The organism is Flavobacterium sp. Arc2 (genome assembly GCF_041431385.1).
Classification (GTDB): domain Bacteria; phylum Bacteroidota; class Bacteroidia; order Flavobacteriales; family Flavobacteriaceae; genus Flavobacterium.
In genome coordinates this window covers 1-1,318 of the sequence record NZ_JASMRH010000065.1, presented here as the reverse complement: position 1 = coordinate 1,318, position 1,318 = coordinate 1, and the positions used below count along the sequence as shown (strand labels likewise).

Annotated in this window: 2 protein-coding genes; both read right to left on the bottom strand. The window is 32.7% G+C overall.

Going from position 1 to position 1,318, the window contains the following annotated elements:
• Positions 1–50 precede the first annotated feature (50 nt).
• Entirely contained in the window at positions 51–920 is an 870-nt protein-coding gene (locus QO182_RS19450; protein WP_371563723.1) for an IS3 family transposase, read from the bottom strand.
• Positions 921–946: 26 nt separating this feature from the next.
• On the bottom strand, positions 947–1,258 hold the full coding sequence (locus QO182_RS19445) for a transposase (RefSeq protein WP_371563720.1): 312 nt from the start codon (positions 1,256–1,258) through the stop codon (positions 947–949).
• Between the last annotated feature and the right edge of the window lie 60 nt (positions 1,259–1,318).

The following is a 1,318-nucleotide window of genomic DNA, read 5'->3' as shown; positions in this document are numbered from 1 at the left end:
TGTTTTGACCCCTATAAAACAAGAGAGTTATTCTAAATTTCGATTATTAATTATGCGGTTAATTTTTTCATTAAAATTAGATGTTCATCCTTATTCCATTTTTCCATTGGTGTAATGCGACCCAATAGCCCATGTAGCCTAGTATTGTTATAGAAAATTACATACCTTTTTAATATTTGTTCAATTTCTCCAAAAGTCCTATAATCAACTCTTTGGAACACTTCTTTTTTTAATATTCCATGATAGGCTTCAATATGTGCATTTTCTTCTGGTGTTGCTACATGTGTAAATTCCTGCTGAACACCTATCAGGCCTAGGTATTCACGAACACTTTTGGCAATAAACTGACTTCCGTTGTCACTCCTTATTACAACACTTTCTGGGTATTGATATTCTGAAAATAAATCTGAAAGAAACGTGATTACCTTGTTCTGTTTTATTGAGAAAGAAAAGTAATCTTTTAATATTCTGCGGGTATGAACGTCTATAATTGATAGTAAATAAGCGTTTTTACCTATGATAGGAATCCAAACCATCTTTATATCCATTTCTATACATTGAAACGGCCTAACAGTAATTACCTTTCTATATTTTACAAATTTACGGCCAGAACCACTCCTGTTTATCCGATTCTCTAGTTTCAACAAGCCTTCTTCTCTCATAATTCGGTAAAGCTTTTTATGATTAATCTTATAGCCATCTCGATGTAAATAAGAGGTCATTAAACGGTATCCGCAGTCTATAAACTCATGACTTAAGATTTCTTTAACCGATTTAATAACAACTTCTTGAACTACCATTCCTTTGGATTTATTATAAGTAAAGACACTAGGCTTATTACCTTTTTTACCATGGCTGGGTCTTCGGTAGTAACTACTTTGAATCATACCTACCATCACAATGACTTTGCTTTTACTGATTTTATACTTGCTACAAATACTATCAACTAAATCTTTCTTGGATCGGATGTCCCAAACTTTTTTTTTAAAAGTTCACGTCCAACTTCTAGTTCAATTTCTTTATTAGCTAATAATTTACGTAGGATACGGTTTTCTTCCTCAGCTTGCTTTAACTCTTTGCTACGATCGTCATAAGTGACTTTTAAACCTGCTTCTCCTTGTTTCTCATGCTTCTTCTTCCAACTGTACAAAGTTCCTGTACTAACACTGTATTTACGGCAGGTTGCTACAACTCCTGATTCTTCGCAAGAAGATAAAATTTCTAACTTCTCTTCTAAACTCCATTTCTTGTATTTCATATCTCAAATGTACTATTTGAAATTTAAAATATCACTCCGAACTTATAAGGGGCTAAAATA